The sequence below is a fragment of the Leptolyngbya sp. FACHB-8 genome, assembly GCF_014695575.1.
Taxonomy (GTDB): domain Bacteria; phylum Cyanobacteriota; class Cyanobacteriia; order Elainellales; family Elainellaceae; genus Vacuolonema.
In genome coordinates this window covers 63,404-81,485 of record NZ_JACJOO010000079.1, presented here as the reverse complement: position 1 = coordinate 81,485, position 18,082 = coordinate 63,404, and the positions used below count along the sequence as shown (strand labels likewise).

Below are 18,082 nucleotides of genomic sequence, written 5' to 3'. Positions count from 1 at the left end.
AGACAAGCACTCTGAAATGACCGGAGAACGGAGCCTGGAGCGGGAGCACGCCCCAATTACCGACAGGACAACCAACGGTTTCTCGCCTCATCATAGACAAAAAGACTCAGAGGCAAATGTATTCCACGCATGATTTTGTTTTTGAGGTAACTGGAGCTTCTCTCTTTGTGGAAAGGGCTTCAAGAATGCAGGCTAAGGAGTTCGGTTGGATTCACCCACCTGATACTGCTTGGCGACATAGAAGAAAAATTTGAAGTAGTCATCAAAATCATCGCTGGGCGATCGCCCCTCCCAGTAATAAATCACGCCATTCTGGGTCAGGGTCAGCCGCATATTGCTCATGTCTTTCCCAATCTTTACCTCTAGCTGTCCCTGCAACCCCTGCTCGGTGGTGAAGTTCGGAAACATGCCATGCTCCGGTTGCGGAGAAGAGACGGATGGCACCTCGGAAACCTGGCTGGCCCATCCTTGGATGGTGACCTGGTTCTGCTGAGGAGCTTGAAATTCCCGCCCCTCCCGGTTGCCCAAAATCGGTTTTGGAATCCAATTATCAGGGTGGGGAAAGGCGAAGTCATAACGCTCATTCTGGTAAGTCTCCCACTGAGCTCGCTCAAGGTTGGACAGTGGTTGGCAAGCTCCCAGTAACAGCATCAAACCTACCCATCCAAATCGGCTAGAAGCCTTGCACCCTATGCTTCGAATAGCGCTAGAGAGGCGATCGCCCCACCCCTTTCCTGACGCTGCTTTTATGAACAAATGTAACGACATTGACGGTAAACCGTCATGCTGGCTTGACAGCTCTTGGAGAGGGCTACTATCCTGATCGAACATACCCGGGTATCAATTACGTGTAATCGCTATCATGCAAGACAAGCAAAAGGTTACTCTCTATCTCCCCGCTGAATTGCACCGCCAGCTCAAGATCAAAGCCGCGGTTGATTCAGAACCGATGTCCGCCCTCGCTGAGCGTGCCATTGTGTTTTATCTCACTCACTCCGAGGTGGTGGATGAATACGAAACCGCTCATGGGCATGTACATCGTGTCTATGCCTGCCCCGATTGCAGTCACTCTTATGTTATTCGGGATGGTGCATTAGTGCCCTTAGCTGAGAAGGTTGCTGTCTTGGAAGACGAGGAAGAAGTTTCCGTTAGTGTCTCCCATGCCGATTGGCAGGGTGAAGAAGAGTTAGTCCCCTGCTAGAAAACTCCTTCTCCAGGGGGTCGAAAGTTATTCGGTTTCTTTGGTTTCCTGGTAGTTAGTGTTTGCGTCGTCTCGCCAGTAGGTGGTAGGTCAGTTGATTATGAAAGAAGAGCTCAATGTACTCATTCAAGCTCAATATCCCCTGATCTACCTCGTGACTTCGGAGGAGGAAAGATCGGAACAGGCGATCGCCACGATCGCTCAAATGAAGCCCCAGCGTCGAGTCTACATTTGGACGGTTACCCACGGCATCGTTGAGTTTGGCCAGCCTCGCAATGTTACCCAGCACAATACCGTATCTCCAGAAGCCGCGGTTGAGTGGGTCATTCGCCAAAGAGAACCCGGTATCTTTATCTTCAAGGACTTGCACCCCTTCATCGATTCTCCTGCGGTGACTCGATGGTTGCGAGATGCGATCGCTAGCTTCAAGGATACTCAAAAGACTATCCTGCTTATGTCTCCGGTACAAAACGTACCCATTGAGCTGGAAAAAGAAGTCGTCGTACTTGATTTCCCTCTCCCTGATATGGGTGAGTTGAACGAAGTCTTGACACAGCAGTTAGAGCAAACGCGCTCTCGCCGTATTACCACGGAAACCCGTGAGAAACTTTTGAAAGCGGCGCTTGGTTTGACCCGCGATGAGGCCGAAAAAGTCTATCGAAAGGCCCATGTAACAGCGAGCAAGCTGACGGAAACTGAAGTAGACATTGTTCTTTCTGAAAAGAAACAACTGATTCGTCGCAACGGCATTCTCGAATACATCGAAGAAGATGAAACCCTCGACTCTGTGGGTGGTCTGGAAGAACTGAAGCACTGGTTGCGTCAGCGTTCCAACGCCTTCACTGAGCGGGCACGGGAATATGGTTTACCCCAACCCAAAGGGATGTTAATTCTAGGGGTTCCCGGTTGTGGAAAGTCCTTGATTGCAAAGACTACTTCCCGACTGTGGGGTCTGCCCTTGATTCGGTTGGATATGGGCCGGGTGTATGACGGCTCAATGGTGGGTCGTTCTGAAGCAAACCTGCGGAATGCTCTCAAGACGGCTGAATCCATTTCCCCTGCTATCCTCTTCATCGATGAAATCGACAAGGCTTTTGCCGGTAGTACAGGTTCAGCCGATTCCGATGGCGGTACTTCCAGCCGTATCTTCGGTTCCTTCCTGACCTGGATGCAAGAGAAGGCTTCCCCTGTATTCGTGATGGCCACCGCTAACCGGGTGGAGCGTCTGCCCAGTGAGTTCCTGCGGAAAGGTCGCTTTGATGAAATCTTCTTTGTGGATCTTCCTAATAATCAAGAACGCAAGGAGATTTTCCAGATTCACCTATCAAAGCGGCGGCGTGACATTACCCGCTTTGACCTGGATCAGTTAGTCGGTATTTGTGAAGGTTTTTCGGGCGCGGAAATTGAGCAAGCGTTGATTGCCGCAATGTATGAAGCATTTGCCCAGGATCGGGAGTTTACCCAACTGGACATTATTGCCGCCATCAAGTCCACCTTGCCACTTTCCAAGACCATGAGCGAGCAGGTTACTGCTCTGCGCGACTGGGCGAGACAGCGCGCTAGACCTGCCGCCGCCTCCGTCGCTGAATATCAGCGCATGGAGTTCTAACAGACTTTCCCATCCTGCTCCCAACAGGAAGGAAAGGCTAGCGATGCCGCTAGCAGTTTAAGAAAATACGCCGTTGCGGTTTGCCCTCCAAAGGTTTGACAGGCGGCGCTCCCAAACTCTAAACGTTGTCGTTTCTCTCAGTTTCTCAACAGGAGGAAATCCCAAATGTCTCACTTTAGCACTCTGCGTACCAAGATCACCGATGCCGAAATCCTGAAAGCGTCTCTGCGTGACCTGGGTATCTCGGTTAAGACCGAAGCCGATGTGCGCGGCTACAATGGTCAGCGCGTTCGCTCTGACATCGTAGCTGTTCTGGAAGGCGAGTATGACCTGGGCTGGTCCCGCAACGCTGATGGGTCTTTCGACCTGATCGCTGACCTGTGGGGTGTTGCTAAGAAGCACAACCAAACCGAGCTGATCAACTCGATCAACCAAAAATACGCTGTGAACAAGACCTTGGCTGAAGTTAAGCGCCCTGGTCTGCAGAACGCCAACGTTAAGCTGGTACTGCAAAAGTAGTTCTACGAGAGCGTTCCCAATCGACGGGCTGGCCTGTAACGGGCCAGCCCGTTTTTTGAGGTAAAACAGGCCTCATCATTTGTGGTGTGTGGGGTGCTAAGCACCCCACACACCACAAATGATGAGGCCAAAAGGGGGGGCTTGCTAACAGCAAGCCCCCCCTTTTTGTGTAGTTTAGAACTGGCGTAAGAAGCGCAGGTCGCTGTTGTAAATGCGGCGGATGTCGTCAATTTGGTGGAGTACCATGGCAATTCGCTCAACACCTAAGCCAGCAGCGAAGCCAGTGTACACTTCGGGGTCGTAGCCGACGGCTTTCAGCACATTGGGATCGACCATACCGCAGCCCATCACTTCGAGCCAGCGCCCCTTCCAGCGCACATCGACTTCGGCGGAGGGTTCCGTGAAGGGGAAGTAGCTGGGACGGAAGCGAATTTCAATATCGCCAAACATGGCTTCCAAAAATACCTTCAGGGTGCCCCGCAGATCGCTGAAGGTTAGCCCCTCATCCACAGCGAGAATTTCGAGCTGATGGAACACAGCAGAGTGAGTGGCATCCACCGTGTCGCGGCGGTAGCAACGGCCTGGAATGGCAATCCGAATGGGGGGATCGTTCTCTTCCATGTAGCGGATTTGCACGGAGGAGGTGTGCGTCCGCATCAGGTTGCCGTTGGGCAGGAAGAGGGTGTCCTGCATGTCCCGCGCTGGGTGGTCGGGCTGGAAGTTAAGGGCTTCGAAGTTGTAGTAGTCAGTTTCCATCTCTGGACCTGTTGCTACGGTGTAGCCCAGACCCACGAAGATGTCGATCATGCGATCGATGGTGTTGGTCAGAGGGTGCCCCTGTCCCTGGGGACGGAAGACACCCGGCATGGTCACGTCCAGGGTTTCCGATTCAAGTTGGGCCGCGATCGCCGCCTGCTGCAACCCCTCCTTCTTCTCGGTTAATGCGTTCTGTACGGCTTCCTTGACCTCGTTCGCCAGAGAGCCGATGCGGGGCCGTTCTTCGGCGCTCAGTTTACCCATGGCCCCCAGCACCTGGGAAAGGCTACCTTTCTTGCCCAGATACTTAATGCGGAGCTGCTCCAGCTCATCCAGGGTGGTGCTGTGGGCGATCGCCGCCTGGGCTTCCTGACGCAGGCTAGCCAATTGTGTCGCAAGATCGGTGGACTGGGTCGGGGTACTCATGGGTTCTTAAAAGACTTCTTCGCGTAACGGTACTTAACACCGCCTTTCCTAACCAGTGTACGAGGTTGGCGGTCGCTATGGGGAGAGTTTTGTTGGAACGGGGGATATTGCGTGCTTTGCACACAATATCCCCCAACGCTCTCTGGGTAGCCATCGACCTCTCAAACATCTTTTAGACTGGCCTTGGGGGTTTTGTCATGCTCTACGATGCTTGCCCCCTTTGACTGCTCACCCACAGCGCCTGCTCACCACCATGAAATTGCTTATCAGTAACGACGACGGTATCCATTCCCTGGGTGTACAGACCCTGGCGAATACCCTGGCCGATGCCGGGCATGAGATTACTGTTGTTTGTCCCGATCGCGAACGCTCAGCGACAGGTCACGGACTGACTCTTCATGAGCCTATCCGGGCACAGCCTGTTACATCTGGCTTTGCTTCAGGAATTAAGGCCTGGGCCTGCTCAGGCACACCCTCCGATTGTGTAAAGCTAGCCCTGGGCGCTCTGCTAGATGAGTTTCCGGATCTGGTGCTGTCTGGCATTAATCATGGCTCTAACCTGGGGACGGACGTTTTGTATTCCGGAACGGTGTCAGCGGCCATGGAAGGGGTTATTGAGGGCATTGGGGGAATTGCTTTTAGTTTGTGCAGTTTTACCTCGCAAGATTTTAAGCCTGCGGCAGAATTTGCCCGAACCCTGGTGAAGCGCTTAGAAGACCAGCCGTTGCCTCGCCCCATGTTATTGAACGTTAACATTCCGCCCGTTCCTGCTGATGAGATTGTCGGAGTGATGGTCACGCGTCAGGGCTTACGACGCTATGTAGACCAGTTTGAAAAACGAGTAGACCCCCGCGGCAAAACCTATTACTGGTTGGCAGGGGAGTTGTTGGAAGATGTGCCACAGCCTCCCCTAGAGTTTCTAGCCCTTGCGGAGACAGGATTACAGTCGGATGACCTAAATTGGATGGCAGGGGTTGCGACAGATGTGCAGGCGATTCGCAAGAAATATATAACTGTTACGCCATTGCAGTACAACCTAACTTGTGCATCTGGATTGGCAAGTCTGCGGGATTTGAAGTTAGAGTGGTAGTAAGGTGAGTCCAATCTACCCACGCGATCGCAAAGATGGGTGGCCGTCCTCTAGCTGGGTGCAGAGAATTCGTAAAGAGGGCTATGCCATTCGTAGATTTTTGCGATAATTTTTAGCAGAACTGGGGTATCTTCCGTGTGGGCAGATTAAACTGGACAGATTATAGAGTCAGAGGCTAAGTTTCACTTGCTGAGGCTATTCTGACGACGGGTGATCAGTCCGAATCGCGATATTGCGATTTCTCCTGTCCCATAGAACATCTTTGGATACAGGCTGGAGACGCACTTCAGATCACAGCAGGGTCGAGAAAAATCTCGCATATTAAGGTCAATGGGCTAGAAAAGGCTAAACCTGGAGTCAGGACATGGGCTGGGTTTAGGCGATGGCAAAGCTCAGTGGAATCCAATAGAGAAGATTCATGTCAAGTACGGAAAGCCAGTTCAAGGTTCGCTTTTGGGGTGTCAGGGGAAGTATTGCCTGTCCGGGGGCCGAGACGGTCCGCTACGGTGGCAATACGTCTTGTATCGAAATGCGCATAGATGGGCACCTGTTCATTTTCGACGGAGGTACCGGCCTGCGGGTTCTTGGGCAAACCCTCTTGCGGGAAATGCCTTTGAACGCGCACATGTTCTTTACCCATTCCCATTGGGATCACATTCAAGGTTTTCCCTTTTTCGTTCCTGCTTTTATCAAAGGCAATACGTTCAAGATTTATGGGGCGATCGCACCCAATGGTTCCACCATCGAGCAGCGCCTCAACGATCAGATGCTGCACCCCAACTTCCCGGTACCGCTGCAAATTATGGGTGCGGATCTCACCTTCTACGACATTGGGGTGGGTGAAACGGTCACTGTAGGTGACGTAAAGATCCAGAATGCTCTGCTCAACCATCCTGGTGAAGCGGTTGGCTATCGCGTGACCTACGGCAATCGCTCGGTGGCTTACGTGACGGACACGGAGCATTATCGCAACCGCCTTGATGAGAATGTTCTATGGTTAGCGCACAATGCAGACCTGATGATCTACGACTCCATGTATACGGATGACGAGTATTATTCGGAGAAGTCGAGCAAGATTGGCTGGGGACACTCTACCTGGCAGGAGGCGGTCAAGGCCGCAAAGGCCGCAAACGTAAAGCAGCTCGTTATCTTTCACCACGATCCCCTTCATACGGATGACTTCATGGATCAGGTTAAGGAGGATACGGCGAGGGTGTTTCCCAACAGTGTGGTGGCTTGGGAAGGCCTGGAAATTGATGTGATGACAATTCAGGGAGATCAGCCGGCGCTGCTGTCTACATCGACTTGAAAGTGCCGCGCAGTAAGTCCGGAGTTTTTTGAAGGTCAGTATTAATATAAAAACACGATTTTGCATTAATACTAACCTTCAAAAATAATCCGGTTGTGTTGTGTGGCAACAGAGTATGTCAGAATGTAAAGCGTGTGGATTACCTCTTCGCCCGATCTAATTCAAACGCCGACCGTTGTTGCCCTGGGTAACTTCGATGGGATTCATCGTGGGCACCAACGCGTCATCGAGCCAATATTGTCGGCTTCGCCCTCCCTGGTGACTTCTGGAGCGGAGGGAGAAGCCTCGATTCCTGCTTCTCCAGAAGTCGGTGTGCCAACGGTGGTAACCTTCCATCCGCATCCACAAGAATTTTTTACGAATCAGCGGCGATCGCTCCTCACGCCCCTGAGTGAAAAAGCGGCTTCCCTGCAGCAGATGGGGATTCGGCAACTGGTGCGTTTGCCGTTCAACGAAGCCCTGGCTCAGATGACGCCGCCTGAGTTTGTGGAGGCTATTCTGGTGCAGCGGCTCCGGGCGCAGCGGGTGAGCATTGGTCAGGATTTTTGTTTTGGTCGCAATCGCTCCGGAACGGCAGTGGATCTGAAGGCGATCGCAGCCTCCTTTGGTATTGATGTTACGGTTGTCGACCTGCACCGAGATGGCGACGAGCGTATCAGTAGCTCTGCGATTCGTGCCGCTTTGTTAGGAGGCGCTCCCGAACGAGCTGCTCAGCTTTTAGGGCGGCCTTATCAGCTCTGGGGCGAGGTGGTGCATGGCGATGCCCTGGGCCGTCAACTCGGATTTCCTACCGCGAATCTGGACGTGCCTGCGGAGAAATTTATACCCCGGCTGGGGGTTTATGCGGTGCGGGTTGCTGTGGCTTCAGCCAACGATCCAGTGCCACCCGCAGTCCTTCCTGGGGTGATGAACCTGGGAATGCGTCCCACGGTGAACGGGCAGACCCAGCGAGTAGAGGTACACCTCTTAGATTGGCAGGGGGATCTGTACGGTCAGGTATTGCATGTGCGTTTGGAATCATTTTTGCGACCCGAGCAGAAGTTTTCCTCCCTGGATGAGCTGATGGCTCAGATTCAACGGGACTGTGAAGCGGCGCGATCGCATCTGAGTCTATCCAGCATTCTGTAGATTTTGAGTGGGAGTAGTCGTGCAACTGTCACGTCCACGCATGATGGGTATTGGTGAGTGATAGGGTCGCATCATGTCTGACGCATTACGGATCTTGTTTTTGTCCACTACAGTGGGACCGCTGGGGTCGGGCCAGGGTGGTGGCGTAGAACTGACCTTGAAAAACCTGGCAGCAGAGCTGCGACATCGAGGACATACCGTTACTATTGCTGCCCCCGCAGGTTCTGTTTTGGATGGCTTTGATGTTGCCCAAATTTCCGGAACCTGGCAGGATACGGCCCAAAGGCAGGAGCGCTCAGACCCAATTGTCATGCCTAAAGGGGCTGTGCTGGCGGAGATGTGGGAGTATGCGCGGCAGCAGCAGCCCCAGGTCGATGTGTTGGTGAACATGGCCTACGATTGGCTACCCTTCTACCTCACCCCGTTTTTTGAGAAGCCGATTGCCCACTTTGTGAGTATGGGTTCCCTGACGGATGCTATGGATGTCGTGATCGGCGAAGTCGCGGCTCGTTTTCCGGGAACCATCGCAATGCATACAAAGGCTCAAGCCGACACCTTTCCCTTCGCTGACCAATGCCGCATTCTCAGTAATGGCCTGGATTTGTCGGAATATACCTTTCAACCTCAGCCTGACAGCGTATTGGGATGGGTAGGCCGCATTGCTCCAGAAAAGGCGTTGGAGGATGCGATCGCTGCCTCTCAACAGGTTGGCTTACCGCTGCGAATTTGGGGAGCGAAAACTGACGAGGCCTATTGGCAAAGCATGGGCGATCGCTTCCCCGATGCTCCCTTTGAATACGTGGGGTTTTTGTCGACGGCGGAACTGCAACGGGAGTTGGGAAAATGTCAGGGATTGTTGATGACTCCTCGCTGGGTGGAAGCGTTTGGCAACGTCGCGATTGAAGCGCTGGCTTGCGGTGTACCGGTCATTTCTTATCGTCGGGGTGGCCCGGCAGAGATTGTGCAAGATGGAGTGACGGGATACTTAGTGGAGCCCGATAGTGTCGATGGCTTAGTGAAGGCGATCGCCCGTCTTCCACACATCAATCGCCAAACCTGTCGGCAGCAAGTGGAAGCCCTATATTCCCGAGAAGCGATGGGCGATCGCATGGAACAATGGCTTTGGAATGTGTATCAGAATCACCGTTGCTGTACTTAACGCACTTGCACATGGGTGCATCCCACTTTTGCAAATTTGGAAACCCACTTTTGGAGGTGAAGCGGGCGAAGCCCGCTTCACCTCCAAAAGTGGGATGCACCCCTTGCACATTGCTATATTTTGAAGCCCTGGTTACCTGTTAAAAAAGGTGAGCCATTGGAGGCTAAAGGACAGATCTGGGTTTTGGTGCAAGATCTGAGATGATAGATCCCATAAAGGTAACGCAATGTTACAGGGAGATCGGTTCTCCCAATCCTTTTGTAACGAGATGGACAGAATCTTTATGGCAGAAATTCAATTTTCCCGTGGCATTACCGAAAGTGTTATTCCTGATGTGCGGCTGACTCGTGCTCGGGACGGTAGTAACGGCACCGCCACCTTTTATTTTGAAAAGCCCGTCGCCCTCAGTAACGAAAGCACCGAAGACATCACCGGTATGTACTTGATCGATGAAGAGGGTGAGTTGATGACGCGCGAGGTAAAGGCCAAATTCATCAACGGTCAACCGGAAGCATTGGAAGCTCTGTACATTATGAAAAGCTCCGAAGAATGGGATCGGTTTATGCGCTTCATGCAGCGCTATGCCGAAGAAAATGGCCTGGGCTTCAGCAAATCTGACAACGAATAGAGCCTGTCCTCGTTAATTTTTCGTGCGCCAAGCGCACGAAAAATTAATCTTTCAGGTAGTTTATATATCCTATCCATGACTTCTACCCCCCACCCTGATCAAGATTTTCGTCCAGTCGTCTGCGCCATTGTCACCGTCAGTGATACCCGCACCCGCGAAACGGACACCAGTGGACAAGCCATTGAAATGGCGCTGGTGAGTGCCGGGCATCAGGTGGGGAGCTATGAGATCCTGAAGGATGACCCAGCGGCGATCGCAACCCATGTGCAATCCCTCTGTGATGACTCGGCTATTGCCGCCATCATCCTCAATGGCGGCACGGGTATTGCCCCTCGGGATACCACCTATGATGCGGTCGAGCGTTTACTGGAGAAGACCCTACCAGGCTTTGGCGAAATTTTCCGCTGGCTGAGTTATCGAGAAATTGGGTCACGAGCGATCGCCTCCCGTGCCGTAGCTGGAATTCGCCAAAATACCTTGATCTTTTCTCTTCCTGGTGCCCGGGGAGCGGTGGTGTTGGCCATGGAAAACTTGATTCTCCCGGAATTACAACACCTGATCAAACAACTGAACTCATAGTTTGGACTAATTCTGCCTACCGCGCAGCGGGTTTTCGGGTTTCGCTTCACTGAAAAGCTTGCGTAGCAAGCTTTTCAGTGAAGCGAAACCCAATTTAGTCCAAAGTCGAGTTAATCAACCTGAGGTCGGGTTAAGGGAATCTTGGAGTGCCGCGCAACGCGCAGCACTTCAAAATGGACACTTCAGCTTATCCCGGCCTCAGGTTAACCAAATTCCCGAAGAAGGTTTCTGCATAAGAATTTACCCAGGATGTTGGTGTTTTGCCCGCGAAGCGGGCAAAACACCAACATCCTGGGGGGTAATTTCATTGCTGGAAATCTCCTAAGATGATAGAGATAGGGCAGGTATGAAGTCCCTGCCCTAATTTTTTAGTGCTGTACTCTGTTCGGAGATTAGGACATGCTGGTGGCGATCGCCTGCCCCTGCCCCTGCTGCTCTTTCCAGTAATCGAACTTGGTGATGTCGATATGCTCGACCATGCCACCCAGTTGCCGCACCTGTTGCACCATATCGGCGGTACCTCCCAGGCCATCGCCACCCTGCCCATTCCACAGGGCAATCAGACGAACGCGGTTGATGTCGTACATCAGCGTTGAGTAGAGAGCCCAGCGATTGTTGCGTTCATAGGGGTTGTCGTACCCGGGGACGGGGCCCAGGCGATCGGGCTGCAGATGCACTGTGATATTGGGGCTGTTGATGATGGTGTAATACCGTTCTACCCAGCTATCTCCAGCAAAGCTAACCGAATCGCAGATAAACGCTGAGGATTCGAAGGGGAGATACACTTCAATCCGCATATTGCGCCGCAAGCATGCCTCTGCAAACAGGATGTCACCTCCACAAGCCAGGCCAGGGACGATCGCAATACAGTTGGCTTGAACGGAAAACTTATCCAGCGCTTCCTCCAGGCGACGCGTTGCCTCCGGTTCGATAGAAGCAGGAAAGCGGGGCTTAGCTCGTGAGGGATTATCCAACATGTGGCCACTGAAGAGAAGTACCTGGGATGGCTTCGACCATTCCTCCTCCTCTCGGTTGGGAGAAACCAGGGACTCTGCTTGTACAAGGCGATTCAGCTCGGGTTGCAGAACGCTAAGCCCGATCTCTACAAAAGCCGGACGAAAGTTAAGAGACTGCAACAGATAGAGCTGCTCCAGCGTAGCCTGCAGCCCAAATTTGTAATTCCACAGCACCGCCAACCCTTTGCGATAGGCCGTAGCGACCTGTTGCGGAGTCTCCGCTACACAGACCGCTAAATCTCCTAACGACATCGCTGCCCAGTAGTCGTTTGGTGTGCAGTGTAGAGTACTTTCCAGGCAGAACTGCACGGAGCCACAGAGAGTTGGCAGCTTGCTGCGATAGGCTAGCTCATCAATATCACCGCTTTCCACCTCAGCACTAGTGGCCAGGTGATCGAGCAGCGCGGTCAGCATCAGAGCATTAATGCCGGGATAGTACTGGTTCTGATCCAGCCGGTAACCCCGCAGGTAATTATCGATCGCTCGTTGCAACAAAAAGGAGGCTTCGTAGGCTGTTTGCAGACGCTTCTTGGCATCGGTAATATTTGACCAGGCATGCTTCCACAGATCTTTGTAAATCCGGGCCAGGTAAGTGGCTGCTTTGACGCAGGTAGGCACGTCGCCCAGTACTTTTTCCAGCTTGACGATCGCCTCATCCGATTGCCCCAGGCGGCTCAGGTGATAGGCTTCCTCACAACGAAAGTCGACATTATCAGGATTGAGCTTTAAACCCTGACGATATTCTTTCAATGCCAGAGCAGAGTTCCCCATATCTTTCAGTGCTTTACCTGCGTCTGCCAGCACATCTTCCTTCACCAGAGGGTTGCTGACTTCTTCGGCCAGCAGCACCACATCGCCAATGCGCTTTTGCCGTTGGGCGATCGCAATCCTCGACTGCAAGGAGGTGTATTCCTGCCAGTAGCCGGTTGCCAGGGGGGTACGCAGGGTACGGCGATCGGGTTCGATCAATCCATTTAGCAGGTTAAAGACTGGGCTATGAACCATGTTGCGCTCAGCTTTCCAGGTTGCCCCAACCATCTTGATCAGGGCTGCTTTATCTTTTTCGAGGTAGGCCGGGTCGGGGCAACCGTTCTCGTCACAGTGGTAGGGCAGGGTTCGTACATTGAAAATGTCGAAGGGCATGTAAGCCCGGCCTGCCTGGATGTGGACTACGCCTCGTTTGCGGAAAGCATGGCGAATCCCTAACTCGTAGAAAACATTGGCGTTGTCGATGCTGAGGTCGGCGATCGCTAAATCTGCCAACAGCAACTCCTGAAACATGTCGGTGAGGATGTCACCGCTGGCCTCTTCCTCATCGGCTCGGAAGGACTCAAAGCCGGCTTCTTCCAGAGCGGGACGAATCAAGTTTTGGTAGATACTGTTGAAGTCGATCCAGTGACCGTCGGGCCCCTGTTTACGGCCAAAGGGCATGATCACAAAGGCATGGGGTCGGCTCCGCTTGTTGATGTGGGATGGGGGCTGATTTATTGGGGCCGCAGTTAACGCTTTACCACTCTGGGAACCGTTGGAAACTACTTCGGCGGTGGTGATGGTGAGAGCGGGTAATTCTTCGGTAACGGCAACTTGGGTAAGGGCTGTTCCGGCGGTAAGAGACTGGGCCGTTCCCTCTTTTTCCAGAGAGCGGGTTTGGAGTTCCTCTACTAGCGATGCAGGAAGGGGCTGGTTCAAGACTTCCTGAATCAGATCAAACTGTTGATCTTGCAGTATTTCCATCGAGTCTCGAATCTGGTCGGTAATTTGACGGTAGGGGCTCTCCAATAAAGTTTCAGTGGCGACCACTAACCGAAAAAATTCCAAACTGGTACGTGCCAAGTTTGGAAGGCTGTTCCAGTAATCCCGTAACAGGGTTAACCCCAGACTCAGTTGGCTAGCTGTTTCAATGGCGGGTCGGAGCGCAGAGACTCGCAGCCACAGCACCAATGCAATACTCAGACACAGGGCGATCGCTCCCCAGACCAACACGTTGGGAGCCACAATGGGCACCAACACGACTGCTCCAATGCAAATACCCAGGGCGGTTTGGGTGCGATGGCGCTGACGAGTCAACCCGTGAGTTTGCTGCGTTAACTGTTGGAGTTGGGCCACCAACCGCTGCTGCAAATACTCATGGGCTGTGAGGTTTGGAGCCTGTTTTAAGGAGGGAGTTCCGCTGCTGTCGGGAAACGGAATCATCAGCTCCTGCAATTCCTGCTGAATGCGTCGCAGCTCTTGCTGGAGCCAAAAATCGCGATCGGCTCGATATTGCAATAATGTCTGATAAAAGTAGATGGCTCGCTCAGTTGCGGCCATTGCCGCGTTGAGCGTGGTGCTGTTGTGGCTAAACCGATTGGATAGAAACACCAGACCCAACAACCCTAAGCCCACAAGCGCCAAGACCACCCGGCTGACTTGAGACCACTGTGCCAGGTCAGCCGGGATGTCTTGAAGCAGGCAGGGAAGCAGGGCAAAGCAGGTGCCGATCGCCGCCAGTGCCACAATGCCTCCCTGCCACGATCGCTCTCGCTCCTGGGTGCGTTGCACCTGATCGCGAAGGTGTTGATGCAGGTGAAGGGCGGTGGCGATCGCCATGGATGGTGTGGAAGATAAACCCTGGCTCATAATTCTGACCTTGTACAAGCGCTGAGGATTATTCTGGCAGCTTTTCTACGAGACGCTTTCAGGTTCACCCTAGATTTAAGGTTTTGCCATAGAAAAGTGAGGAATGGGTAATGGCACTTCTGATATGGCGATCGCCTGGTCAGTTAGCATGTGGGGATCTAGTACAGCCCTAAGAATGGGTGAGGGTGAACGATCGCATGCGGCTGACTGCCGCCACTAAATCCAATTTGCGAAACGTGGTCAGATCACCCTGAAGGTTTGGGGCAAGAGCGTCCAGATTGCCCTGAGCCGTGTTCAGGAGTTGGTCGATTGCCTCTATCAACGTTTGCTGACCATCAAAATAATCCTGACGCAGCAGGGCGATCGCCGCTCCCATCGCTCGTAGCTGGCCTCCATCGACTAATTGATCGAGGGCGCTAAGGTCAATGGATTCGCGTCCAATCACCAGTTCGTCCACTTCGTGTACCTTCAGTTTGGGTGGACGAGAATCATCCCAATTCTGAGTCAGTGGGACAGGGATGCGGCTGGGGAGGGAGCCGAAGCGATCGCCCCCTTCCATCGTTCGGTGAATCGTGTATTCGGCTGCGATCGCCCGGGCCTGCTCGGTTACGGCCTCTGGCTCGTAGTTCGTCATGGCAATCACTGTGTCAGCCACATCAAAATAGTCGCCACTGCCGCCCATCACGAGCACGGTGGAGACGCCATACTCCTGATAAAGCTGTTGGATTTTGTCGATAAATGGGGTGATGGGTTCGCGATCCTTGGCAATCAACGCTTGCATACGGCGATCGCGAATCATAAAGTTGGTGGCTGAGGTATCTTCATCCACTAAAAGAGCTGTGGCTCCCGCTTCCAGGGCTTCCATGATGCTGGCAGCCTGTGACGTGCTGCCACTGGCGTTTTCAGTGGAAAAATGGGTGGTCGAACGACCCTGGGGTAAGTGGTTGATGAAGGGGGAAATATCGACCCCTGTAATGCTGCGGCCATCCTCAGCGCGAATTTTGGTGGCTTCTGCCACCGTTACCACCTGTTCACGACCATCACCGGGGATGTGGTTGTAAATGCCGAGGGCGATCGCCTGCAACAAGGTCGATTTGCCGTGGTAGCCGCCCCCCACAATTAATGTGATGCCCTCGGGAATGCCCATGCCACGGATGGGGCCCTGGTTAGGTCGTTCAAACTCGACTTCTAGTTCTCGCGGAGCCCGAAAGGGTTGAGCCGATTCTTGTAAGGGGCGATCGTCTACACCACTTTGGCGGGGAAGAATGGCACCGTTTGGGATGAACGCGACTAGGTTGCGGCTGGGCAATTGCTGCCGCAGCCAGTCAGCGTCTTCGACGACATCAATATGGCGGCGCAGAATTGATGCATCTAACGCGGAGTAGATGAGCGATCGCATCACGATCTCAGGCAAATCTTCACAAAGCAGTTCTGCGGCTTGCCGACCCAGAATGGTGCGACCCTGAGCAGGTAGACCGACAACAAAGCGAGCTTCTACACAGAGGTCAGATACCCAGAGTGAGGAACGTTCTAGAACCTGCTGGCCTATAGGGGCGATCGCAACCAGGCCACTTTTTCCACTACCCCGGTTGGTTTGCAATCGGTTTGCCTGGTAAGCAAACTGGCGGTGCAGGAAGTCACACAGGGCGATCACCCGGCTTGGGGTAGCGTACAGGTCTTGTGGAAATTGGGCTTGGGTTTGCGGCACTTGAACACGCAAACGACTGGGTGCAGCAAAGGGATCCCCCTGCACGTAGTCGATAAACAACGTGAAGTCCTTAAATTGATAGCGACCTTGAAGGTCTTTGTAAGCTTTGTAGCTACGACCATCTAGCCGAATAAATTGCGAATTGAGATCGGCATCTGTTGGCATAGGCACCTTGAGAAAATACCGGACTTCTAAAGCTTCCTGTAACTAAAAAATAGGGCTACTCCAGACGTACGCATTCTTAGTGTTTTTGATGTAAATTGTTTCGGCTAGTTCTGTCTACTTCACTGTTCTCAAAAATAGTTCATGCGTCATGCAAGAACTCTGTGTTGTGTTTGTTCTTTTAATCTCAAAGTTTTCTGGCTATTAATTTCCAGCCTCACTGAATTACTACAGTGCTTCAAAGGTTGCTGTAAAACCCTCTAAAGCCACGCATTCTTCTATAAATTCTTCGGCTTCATTAACGTTCTCAATTTGATATTCCATAATGCGACGTTCGTCATCCTTCATTTTTTTGGAGGCTAACGGTGTGCTGGAGTATTTTTCAGCGATCGCTTTAAACTCGGTTGCGTATTGGCGCCAACTTTCAGCAGGGCATTGAACAATAACTCGCCACATAGGTTTCTCTCGCGTTATATCAGATGCATCAATTATTTAGAGTATTCAGAGTGTTTCACAAAATGGGCTCTGAATGTTCGCAAAAGTATGAAAGTCCATTCAGGACAAAAGGGGTGGGTTGAGGATGTTTCAACCCCAATTTGTACTAGACCTATTCGCATCCCGCTACAGAGCCTCGTGTAGTGCAGTGCGCGCAAGTAGCCCAAAGGATTTGGAGCCCTGCCTTCAAATTTCTTAAAATAGCAGTAATCCCATTTACCCAACCTATCCATGACCCGTTCTCCGGTTTCTTCCGATTCTGCCGCGACCTCTGCTTCTGAAGCCCTGCCAGATACCTGGCAAATCAAGTTGCTCTATGACGGGCAATGCCCGCTCTGTGTTCGAGAAGTAAACTTTTTGCGCAAGAAGGACGACGGCCGGGGGCTGATCGCGTTTGTGGATGTTATGAGCGATCGCTACACCCCCCAAGAGAATGGCGGCGTCACCTTTGAGGCGGCGATGGGACATATCCATGCGGTGCGCCGCGACGGCACCGTGATCAAAAATGTGGAGGTATTTCGTCAGGTCTATACCGTATTGGGCTTGGGCTGGGTGTATGCTCCCACCCGCTGGCCGATAGTGGGGCCATTGGCAGACTGGGCCTATAGCGTTTGGGCGGATTGGCGCTTACGGTTAACAGGGCGTCCTGACCTGGCAACCCTGGTGGCGCAACGACAAGCCCGACTCGCTTGTGGAGAGGGCGATCGCTGCCGTCTAGGTGAGGGCTAATCTCATCAAGCCTGACCTTGTACCCTTTTCCCAGACAATTGGCTCTTTCATCCCTTCAGCATTCACTATCCTGTATGAACTCTCCGACCCCTCGTCAGATTCTAGAAGCGCTCTTTCCCTATCTGAAGGTCGCCGCCTCCTACGCAAAGCAGATTCAACCGTTTATTCGCGATCGCCCTGCCAAAGATGGCTTTGATAGTACCTTTGGTGCGGCGTTGAGTGATGCGGATCTGTCGATTCAAACCCTGGTTGAGGTAGCACTGTTAGGAACCTTTCCGAACATCCGCTTCTATGGGGAGGAGTATGAGCAGACCTATAACACGAAGTATTTTCGGGCCATTACTCTGGGGCCGCAGGACGATTATCTGGTCACCCTCGACCCCATTGATGGCACCCGCTATTACCTGGATGGACATCCCAATTATCAAATCCTGTTAGGAATTTTGAATCGGGATGAGTTTGCAGGAGCGATCGCTCTCACCCCGGCCCTGAACACCTTCACCTACGCACTTCAAGGTGAGGGAATCTGGGAAGGTTCCCTGGATGAAGGCTTGGAGCAAGCCCAACCCCTACAGGTAATGACCTATAAACCTACCTTGTTGCTTGGGCTGGGCATGACTCACCTGGCCGCGATTCTACCCCACCACTACCAGGTGTTATGTACGGAGACCGATTACTCAAAGGACGTCAACATTCCCAATGTCAACGGTATTTTGAGTGGCGAACTGACGGGAGTGGTAATTCGGGCCGGCAAATTTATTGATGGGGCGTTATTAGCCTTTATGGCTCAGGAATTAGGTTGTATTGTCACTACGCATGATGGAGAAGTTCCTCCTCCATTGCATACCTGCACGGACTATGGCCGTCCGGGTTTGGTGATTGCCGCTTCTGCTGAGGTCCATCAGGAACTGCTGACAGCCATCCGGACAAGCAGGAAAAACTGAAATGG

Annotated in this window: 16 protein-coding genes; 11 read left to right on the top strand and 5 right to left on the bottom strand. The window is 52.7% G+C overall.

Annotated features, from left to right (window positions below; all coding sequences use genetic code 11):
* Positions 1–192 precede the first annotated feature (192 nt).
* Complete coding sequence (locus H6F91_RS22630; protein WP_190771361.1) at positions 193–831, bottom strand: hypothetical protein; 639 nt, start codon at positions 829–831, stop codon at positions 193–195.
* A 31-nt stretch (positions 832–862) separates the two neighbouring features.
* On the opposite strand from H6F91_RS22630, the gene H6F91_RS22625 reads away from it, so the two are divergent.
* The 3 genes from H6F91_RS22625 to H6F91_RS22615 all read left to right on the top strand — a co-directional run bounded on the left by H6F91_RS22625 (position 863) and on the right by H6F91_RS22615 (position 3,329).
* On the top strand, positions 863–1,201 hold the full coding sequence (locus tag H6F91_RS22625) for a hypothetical protein (RefSeq protein WP_190771360.1): 339 nt from the start codon (positions 863–865) through the stop codon (positions 1,199–1,201).
* Positions 1,202–1,301: 100 nt separating this feature from the next.
* Positions 1,302–2,810 (top strand): AAA family ATPase, encoded by a 1,509-nt coding sequence (locus H6F91_RS22620; protein WP_190771359.1) that lies wholly within the window; start codon positions 1,302–1,304, stop codon positions 2,808–2,810.
* Positions 2,811–2,975: 165 nt separating this feature from the next.
* Entirely contained in the window at positions 2,976–3,329 is a 354-nt protein-coding gene (locus H6F91_RS22615; RefSeq protein ID WP_190646429.1) for a DUF1257 domain-containing protein, read from the top strand.
* A 174-nt stretch (positions 3,330–3,503) separates the two neighbouring features.
* Here H6F91_RS22615 and pheS read toward each other — a convergent pair whose 3' ends face one another.
* Positions 3,504–4,511: a phenylalanine--tRNA ligase subunit alpha gene (gene pheS / locus H6F91_RS22610; protein WP_190771358.1), complete on the bottom strand. Its 1,008-nt coding sequence runs from the start codon at positions 4,509–4,511 to the stop codon at positions 3,504–3,506.
* 253 nt (positions 4,512–4,764) lie between these two features.
* Here pheS and surE point away from each other — a divergent pair, with 253 nt between their 5' ends.
* From surE to H6F91_RS22580, 6 genes are all read left to right on the top strand, one after another.
* Positions 4,765–5,601 (top strand): 5'/3'-nucleotidase SurE, encoded by an 837-nt coding sequence (gene surE / locus H6F91_RS22605; protein ID WP_190771357.1) that lies wholly within the window; start codon positions 4,765–4,767, stop codon positions 5,599–5,601.
* A gap of 418 nt (positions 5,602–6,019) precedes the next feature.
* Positions 6,020–6,910 carry an MBL fold metallo-hydrolase gene (locus tag H6F91_RS22600; protein WP_190771356.1) on the top strand — a complete coding sequence of 297 codons (891 nt, stop codon included), beginning with the start codon at positions 6,020–6,022 and terminating at the stop codon, positions 6,908–6,910.
* A 132-nt stretch (positions 6,911–7,042) separates the two neighbouring features.
* A complete protein-coding gene (locus tag H6F91_RS22595) occupies positions 7,043–8,038 on the top strand; it encodes a bifunctional riboflavin kinase/FAD synthetase (RefSeq protein ID WP_190771355.1) in 996 nt (331 codons plus the stop codon).
* Positions 8,039–8,111: 73 nt separating this feature from the next.
* A complete protein-coding gene (locus tag H6F91_RS22590; protein WP_190771354.1) occupies positions 8,112–9,197 on the top strand; it encodes a glycosyltransferase family 4 protein in 1,086 nt (361 codons plus the stop codon).
* 283 nt (positions 9,198–9,480) lie between these two features.
* Entirely contained in the window at positions 9,481–9,825 is a 345-nt protein-coding gene (psb28, locus tag H6F91_RS22585) for a photosystem II reaction center protein Psb28 (protein WP_190771353.1), read from the top strand.
* Positions 9,826–9,900: 75 nt separating this feature from the next.
* The gene (locus H6F91_RS22580) at positions 9,901–10,404 is read left to right on the top strand and encodes a MogA/MoaB family molybdenum cofactor biosynthesis protein (RefSeq protein ID WP_190771352.1); all 504 of its coding nucleotides are present in this window, start codon (positions 9,901–9,903) and stop codon (positions 10,402–10,404) included.
* Between the two features lie 392 nt (positions 10,405–10,796).
* Here H6F91_RS22580 and H6F91_RS22575 read toward each other — a convergent pair whose 3' ends face one another.
* The 3 genes from H6F91_RS22575 to H6F91_RS22565 all read right to left on the bottom strand — a co-directional run bounded on the left by H6F91_RS22575 (position 10,797) and on the right by H6F91_RS22565 (position 16,365).
* Complete coding sequence (locus H6F91_RS22575) at positions 10,797–14,039, bottom strand: tetratricopeptide repeat-containing protein (RefSeq protein WP_190772187.1); 3,243 nt, start codon at positions 14,037–14,039, stop codon at positions 10,797–10,799.
* Positions 14,040–14,208: 169 nt separating this feature from the next.
* A complete protein-coding gene (locus tag H6F91_RS22570) occupies positions 14,209–15,912 on the bottom strand; it encodes an ABC-ATPase domain-containing protein (protein ID WP_190772188.1) in 1,704 nt (567 codons plus the stop codon).
* 225 nt (positions 15,913–16,137) lie between these two features.
* Positions 16,138–16,365, bottom strand: coding sequence for a hypothetical protein (locus tag H6F91_RS22565; protein ID WP_190772189.1), 228 nt, complete (start codon positions 16,363–16,365; stop codon positions 16,138–16,140).
* A 270-nt stretch (positions 16,366–16,635) separates the two neighbouring features.
* Here H6F91_RS22565 and H6F91_RS22560 point away from each other — a divergent pair, with 270 nt between their 5' ends.
* A complete protein-coding gene (locus tag H6F91_RS22560) occupies positions 16,636–17,133 on the top strand; it encodes a DUF393 domain-containing protein (protein ID WP_190772190.1) in 498 nt (165 codons plus the stop codon).
* Positions 17,134–17,207: 74 nt separating this feature from the next.
* Positions 17,208–18,077, top strand: a complete 870-nt coding sequence (locus H6F91_RS22555) for an inositol monophosphatase family protein (protein ID WP_190772191.1) — start codon at positions 17,208–17,210, stop codon at positions 18,075–18,077.
* Positions 18,078–18,082: the final 5 nt, after the last annotated feature.

Bases quoted from the DNA above. Each gene is read 5' to 3' on its own strand.
- H6F91_RS22620 (WP_190771359.1), top strand. From the start codon at position 1,302: ATGAAAGAAGAGCTCAATGTACTCATTCAAGCTCAATATCCCCTGATC.
- pheS (WP_190771358.1), bottom strand. From the start codon at position 4,511: ATGAGTACCCCGACCCAGTCCACCGATCTTGCGACACAATTGGCTAGC.
- surE (WP_190771357.1), top strand. From the start codon at position 4,765: ATGAAATTGCTTATCAGTAACGACGACGGTATCCATTCCCTGGGTGTA.
- H6F91_RS22575 (WP_190772187.1), bottom strand. From the start codon at position 14,039: ATGAGCCAGGGTTTATCTTCCACACCATCCATGGCGATCGCCACCGCC.
- H6F91_RS22590 (WP_190771354.1), top strand. From the start codon at position 8,112: ATGTCTGACGCATTACGGATCTTGTTTTTGTCCACTACAGTGGGACCG.
- H6F91_RS22600 (WP_190771356.1), top strand. From the start codon at position 6,020: ATGTCAAGTACGGAAAGCCAGTTCAAGGTTCGCTTTTGGGGTGTCAGG.
- H6F91_RS22615 (WP_190646429.1), top strand. From the start codon at position 2,976: ATGTCTCACTTTAGCACTCTGCGTACCAAGATCACCGATGCCGAAATC.
- H6F91_RS22625 (WP_190771360.1), top strand. From the start codon at position 863: ATGCAAGACAAGCAAAAGGTTACTCTCTATCTCCCCGCTGAATTGCAC.
- psb28 (WP_190771353.1), top strand. From the start codon at position 9,481: ATGGCAGAAATTCAATTTTCCCGTGGCATTACCGAAAGTGTTATTCCT.
- H6F91_RS22570 (WP_190772188.1), bottom strand. From the start codon at position 15,912: ATGCCAACAGATGCCGATCTCAATTCGCAATTTATTCGGCTAGATGGT.
- H6F91_RS22555 (WP_190772191.1), top strand. From the start codon at position 17,208: ATGAACTCTCCGACCCCTCGTCAGATTCTAGAAGCGCTCTTTCCCTAT.
- H6F91_RS22580 (WP_190771352.1), top strand. From the start codon at position 9,901: ATGACTTCTACCCCCCACCCTGATCAAGATTTTCGTCCAGTCGTCTGC.
- H6F91_RS22630 (WP_190771361.1), bottom strand. From the start codon at position 831: ATGTTCGATCAGGATAGTAGCCCTCTCCAAGAGCTGTCAAGCCAGCAT.
- H6F91_RS22560 (WP_190772190.1), top strand. From the start codon at position 16,636: ATGACCCGTTCTCCGGTTTCTTCCGATTCTGCCGCGACCTCTGCTTCT.
- H6F91_RS22565 (WP_190772189.1), bottom strand. From the start codon at position 16,365: ATGTGGCGAGTTATTGTTCAATGCCCTGCTGAAAGTTGGCGCCAATAC.